The sequence below is a fragment of the Pengzhenrongella sp. genome (genome assembly GCF_036565025.1).
Taxonomy (GTDB): Bacteria; Actinomycetota; Actinomycetes; order Actinomycetales; family Cellulomonadaceae; genus Pengzhenrongella.
Window position 1 is genome coordinate 1 of record NZ_DATCNW010000072.1, and the last position, 4,953, is coordinate 4,953.

Consider the following 4,953-nt stretch of genomic DNA (forward strand, 5'->3'; position numbering starts at 1 on the left):
GCCCAGGGGCTCCTCACCGGGCCCGAACCGCGCCACCGGGCGACCAAGAGCGAAACCCGCTCACCGCCCCGACGAACCCCTCATCAACCCCGCCGAGCCAAATCCCGCCCAGGAACACCCGCTCGACACCAGCCACCTAGAGGACGTCAACGCTCGGACGTTGCGGGTCCGGGGGTACGGCTAGCGGTGGGTGCGCGGGGGTGCCGGCGGGGCGACCGTCGCGCGGAAGGCGCCTGCGGCGCCCTTGATGCGGCGGTTGGTCACGGCGATCATCACGTCGCGGTACTGCGCGGCGCGGTGCAGCTGGCCGCGCAGGTCCTGTCCCGAGGGCCGGTGCTTCAGGTCGCACGGCACCTCGACGGCGACGAATCCCTGCCGGAGCAGGTCGATCGTCATGCCCGTCTCGACGCCCCAGCCGTGCGCGAGCGGGGTCGCGGCCTCGAACGCCTCCCGGGTCAGGCAGCGCATTCCGGACAGCGGCTGAGTCGGCGTCCAGCCGGTGAGAGACGCGATCGCGCGGCGCGCAGCGCCGACGACGATCCCGCGGCCGCCGGCCCCGGGCTGCGGCGGGAGCAGCGCGATCGACACGTCGGCGGCCCGCTCGACGACCGGCGGCACGAGCGGCGCGGTGTTCACCGCGGTGTCGCCCAGGTCGCCGTCGATGAACAGCAGCAGCCGCGGCGGCCGGTCGTCCGTGTCGCGCATCGCGACGATCGCGGCGCCGGTCTCCATCGCGGCCGCCTTGCCGCGGTTGTGCGAGTGCCGCACCACGACGGCGCCCGCGTCACGCGCGACATGCTGGGTGTTGTCGATGCTGCCGTCGTCAACCACCAGCACGAGGTCCACGCCGGGGATCGCGCGCGCCGAGCGGACCGTCGCGGCGATGCGCCGGGACTCGTCCTTGGCCGGGATGATCACCGCGACCCGCTGGCGGGTCCGGCTCACGCCGCGAGCGGCCGCGCTCCGGATCATCCGGGTGCCCTTGCTCTTGGCCTTGCCGGTCGGGTTCGTGGGTGCGGCGCCGATCGGAGCCTGCTCGGCGGTCCGGTAGTCCACCGCGTTCGCTTCGCCCGTTCCGCCCGTCTCCCCAGTCACGCGTTCCACCCTAACCACGTGCGCGACGAGAGCCATTTCGGCGCGCCCCACCAGGCGCGAACTCCCGCGGCGGCGGGCACGAAGGCGCGCGATACGACGCCGCGGGACCGCATCGATCCGGATTGGCTCACGGTCAGCGCAGGGTGACCTGGCGGGCGACGAGCCCCGCGCGCGCCCGGCGGGCGTTCGCGTCCAGCGGCGTCGGGTCCGCGAGCGCCTTCGTGAGCCGGGCCTCGAAATCGAGCGCCGGCCCCTCCACGTCGTCGGCCTCGGAGCCGGTCGCGAGCTCCCACACGGGGACCACGATCCCGGTCGAGCGGAAGTACCCCACGAGCTTGGACTCCCCGATCCCGGACTCGCGCGCCGCGTGCAGGCGGGCCAGCGCGTCGACGAGCAGCTGCTCGTCGTGCGGCATCGCCCAGCGCAGGTACTCGCGGTCGCGCATCCGGCACCAGTACGCCGCGTCGACGGAGGTCAGCTTGCGGGTCGCGATGATGCTCTCGTTGGCCGCCTCGAGGGAGTCGCGCACCTCGGGCGTCACGTCGGCGTCGGGCGCGAGCCAGTAGTCGAAGCCCTCGTGCACGACGACGTCGAACGGGACGCTCTGGTCGAGCACGTCCTGGAGCCGCGGTCCCGGCCCTGGCGCCGCCGTCGCGGTCACCGGGTTGCCGGGCTCGAGCTCGAGCGCCTCGAGCAGGACCGCGGCGACGTCCCGGCTCGGGTCGCCGAAGTTGGAGCTGGTCTGCAGGGCGACGAGCACGACGCCGTCGGCCCGGTGCAGCGCGGGCCACGCCATCGGCAGCACGGTGGTGATCACGACGTCGCGCGAGCCGTACGCGGCCGTGGTGCGCACCGCGACGGTCGCCGCCGGGACGATCTCGCGCAGCGCGACCCAGTCGGGCTCACCAATCAGCCCCTCGAACGGGCGCAGCACGTACGGGGCGGAGGGGTGTTTGGCCATGCCCGCCAGCGTACGGGGCCTCAGGCGACGGGCAGGCCTGCCCGCGACCAGTCGACCATCCCACCGTCGAGGTTGACCGCCTCGAACCCTGCCTCGTTGAGCCACGCGGTGGCGCGCGCGGACCGGGAGCCCGAGTGGCACACGACCAGGATCCGGACGTTCTTCGGCAGCTCGGACGCCCGCAGGGGCAGGTCCCCGAGCGGGAGGTGCACGGCGCCGGGGACGTGGCCCTCGTCCCACTCGTGCTGCTCGCGCACGTCGAGCACGGTCGTGCCCGGCGGCACCGGCGCGGACGGGTCGAGGTCTGCGACGATGACAGCGGGAATCTTCGAGAAGGCCATCGAGCAAGCGTACGCGGGGTTCCCGTGCCGACCATGGTTCGGAGTGAGAGCATCAGCCATATGGACCCGCGCGCCGGAACACTCGCCCAAACCACCGACCTCATCGACCCGGACGCCGTGACCGGCGCCTACTACGACCGCAGACCCGACCTGGACGACGTCGCCCAGCAGGTCGTCTTCGGCACCTCCGGGCACCGGGGCTCGAGCCTGGACGGCGCGTTCAACGAGCCGCACATCATCGCGATCACCGCGGCGATCATCGAGTACCGGCGTTCGCAGGGCACCGACGGGCCGCTGTTCATCGGCCGCGACACCCACGCCCTGTCGCTGCCCGCCTGGCAGACGGCGCTCGAGGTGCTCGGTGCGGCCGGTGTCGAGGTGCACATCGACGCCCGCGACTCCTGGACCCCGACCCCGGCCGTCTCGCACGCGATCCTGCTGCACAACGGCGCGGCGACCTCCCAGGGCGTCCGCACGCACGGCCCCGGGCTCGCGGACGGCATCGTCGTGACGCCGTCGCACAACCCGCCGCGTGACGGCGGGTTCAAGTACAACCCGCCGCACGGCGGGCCCGCGGACTCCGACGCGACGGGGTGGATCGCGTCGCGCGCGAACGAGATCCTGCGCTCGGGCGTCGGGCAGGTGCGGCGCGTGAGCGTCGAGACGGCGCTGGCGGCCGACACGACCCGGCGCCACGACTTCCTCGCCGCCTACGTGGACGACCTGCCGTCGGTGCTCGACATGGCGGCCATCCGCAACGCGGGCGTGCGCATCGGCGCGGACCCGCTCGGCGGCGCGTCGGTGGAGTACTGGGGCGCGATCGCCGAACGGCACGGGATCGACCTCACCGTGGTCAACCCGACGGTCGACCCGCGCTGGTCGTTCATGACGCTGGACTGGGACGGCAAGATCCGGATGGACTGCTCCTCGCCGTCGGTCATGGCGTCCGTGGTGCGCACGATGGCGGGCGACGGCGTCGGCGGGCCGGCGCCGTACGACCTCGCCACGGGCAATGACGCCGACTCCGACCGGCACGGCATCGTCACCCCCGACGCGGGCCTGATGAACCCGAACCATTACCTTGCGGTCGCGATCCAGTACCTGAACTCCGGGGCGCGGCCGAGCTGGAAGCCGGACGCTGCGATCGGCAAGACGCTGGTCTCCTCGGCGCTCATCGACCGGGTCGCGGCGTCGCTCGGCCGCACGCTGCTCGAGGTGCCGGTGGGGTTCAAGTGGTTCGTGCCCGGGCTGCTCGACGGCTCGGTGGGCTTCGGTGGCGAGGAGTCGGCCGGGGCCTCGTTCCTGCGCATGGACGGCAGCGTCTGGACGACCGACAAGGACGGGATCCTGCTCGCGCTGCTCGCCGCCGAGATCCAGGCGACGACGGGCCGCTCGCCGTCCCAGCTGCACGCCGAGCTCGTCGGCAAGTTCGGGGAGTCCTGGTACGCGCGGGTCGACGCGCCGGCGACCCTCGAGGAGAAGTCGACCCTCGCCAAGCTCAAGCCCGAGCAGGTGCGCTCGACGTCGCTCGCCGGTGAGGAGATCACCGCGAAGCTCACGACGGCGCCGGGCAACGGTGCCTCGATCGGCGGCCTGAAGGTGACCACCGAGAACGCCTGGTTCGCCGCGCGCCCGTCGGGCACGGAGAACGTGTACAAGATCTACGCCGAGTCGTTCATCTCCGCCGAGCACCTCGCGGTCGTCCAGACGGAGGCCCGCGCCGTCGTCTCGGACGCCCTGAGCTGACCCCGCATCCTGGGGCCACCCCCCGCACGAGAGCCAAGTCCCCCTCCGCAACGTCCGAGCGTTGACGTCCTATAGGACGTCAACGCTCGGACGTTGCGGGTTTTGGGGGGGGATTGCTCGCGGGATCGGGCTCTGGGCGGCGCGTGGGCGGGTGAGAGGATGACCGGGTGCTGAGGCCTTATCGCGACATCCTGACGAAGCCGGGTGCGCTGGCCTTCTCACTGACCGGGGTGCTCGCTCGGCTGCCGATCTCGATGGTGGGGATCGGCATCGTGCTGATGCTCTCGGCGATGTACGACTCGTACTCCCTCGCCGGCAGGGTCTCCGCCGCGTACGTGATCGCGAGCGCGCTCTGCGGCCCCCAGCTCGCGCGCTTCGTGGACCGGTACGGCCAGGCCCGGATCATGCGCCCCGCCACGGCCGTCGCGCTGGTCGGGCTCATCTCGCTGATCGTGGTCGCCACCCTGGGCGCCGACACCGCCTGGCTCTACGTCACCGCGGTCGTCGCGGGCGCACCGGGGGGCTCGTTCGGCTCGCTCGTGCGCACCCGGTGGTCGTTCGTGCTGTCCGATCCGCGCCAGCTGCACACCGCGTACTCGCTGGAGTCCGCGCTCGATGAGGTCGTCTTCGTCGTCGGTCCGGTGCTCGCGACCGTGCTGGCGACGTCGGTCAGCCCGTCCGCGGGCCTGATCGTCCCGATCATCGCCCTCGTCGTGGGCGGCTACCTGTTCCTCTCGTTGCGCGCGACCGAGCCGCAGGCGTCGGTGCGCGCGCCGGATGCCACGGCCGGACCCGGCGGACCCGGCGGGG

5 protein-coding genes are annotated in these 4,953 nt (G+C 72.9%); 2 read left to right on the forward strand and 3 right to left on the reverse strand.

The window, feature by feature from the left end:
- Window positions 1-180 precede the first annotated feature (180 nt).
- From VIM26_RS03810 to VIM26_RS03820, 3 genes are all read right to left on the reverse strand, one after another.
- Complete coding sequence (locus VIM26_RS03810; RefSeq protein WP_331949011.1) at window positions 181-972, reverse strand: glycosyltransferase family 2 protein; 792 nt, start codon at window positions 970-972, stop codon at window positions 181-183.
- A 256-nt stretch (window positions 973-1,228) separates the two neighbouring features.
- Complete coding sequence (locus VIM26_RS03815; protein ID WP_331949007.1) at window positions 1,229-2,056, reverse strand: DUF5926 family protein; 828 nt, start codon at window positions 2,054-2,056, stop codon at window positions 1,229-1,231.
- A 20-nt stretch (window positions 2,057-2,076) separates the two neighbouring features.
- Window positions 2,077-2,397, reverse strand: a complete 321-nt coding sequence (locus VIM26_RS03820; RefSeq protein WP_331949008.1) for a rhodanese-like domain-containing protein — start codon at window positions 2,395-2,397, stop codon at window positions 2,077-2,079.
- Between the two features lie 60 nt (window positions 2,398-2,457).
- Between VIM26_RS03820 and pgm the strand changes: the two genes are divergently transcribed.
- The gene (gene pgm, locus VIM26_RS03825; RefSeq protein ID WP_331949009.1) at window positions 2,458-4,143 is read left to right on the forward strand and encodes a phosphoglucomutase (alpha-D-glucose-1,6-bisphosphate-dependent); all 1,686 of its coding nucleotides are present in this window, start codon (window positions 2,458-2,460) and stop codon (window positions 4,141-4,143) included.
- A gap of 167 nt (window positions 4,144-4,310) precedes the next feature.
- Window positions 4,311-4,953: MFS transporter (locus VIM26_RS03830; protein WP_331949010.1), on the forward strand; the 643-nt coding region annotated here is incomplete at its 3' end.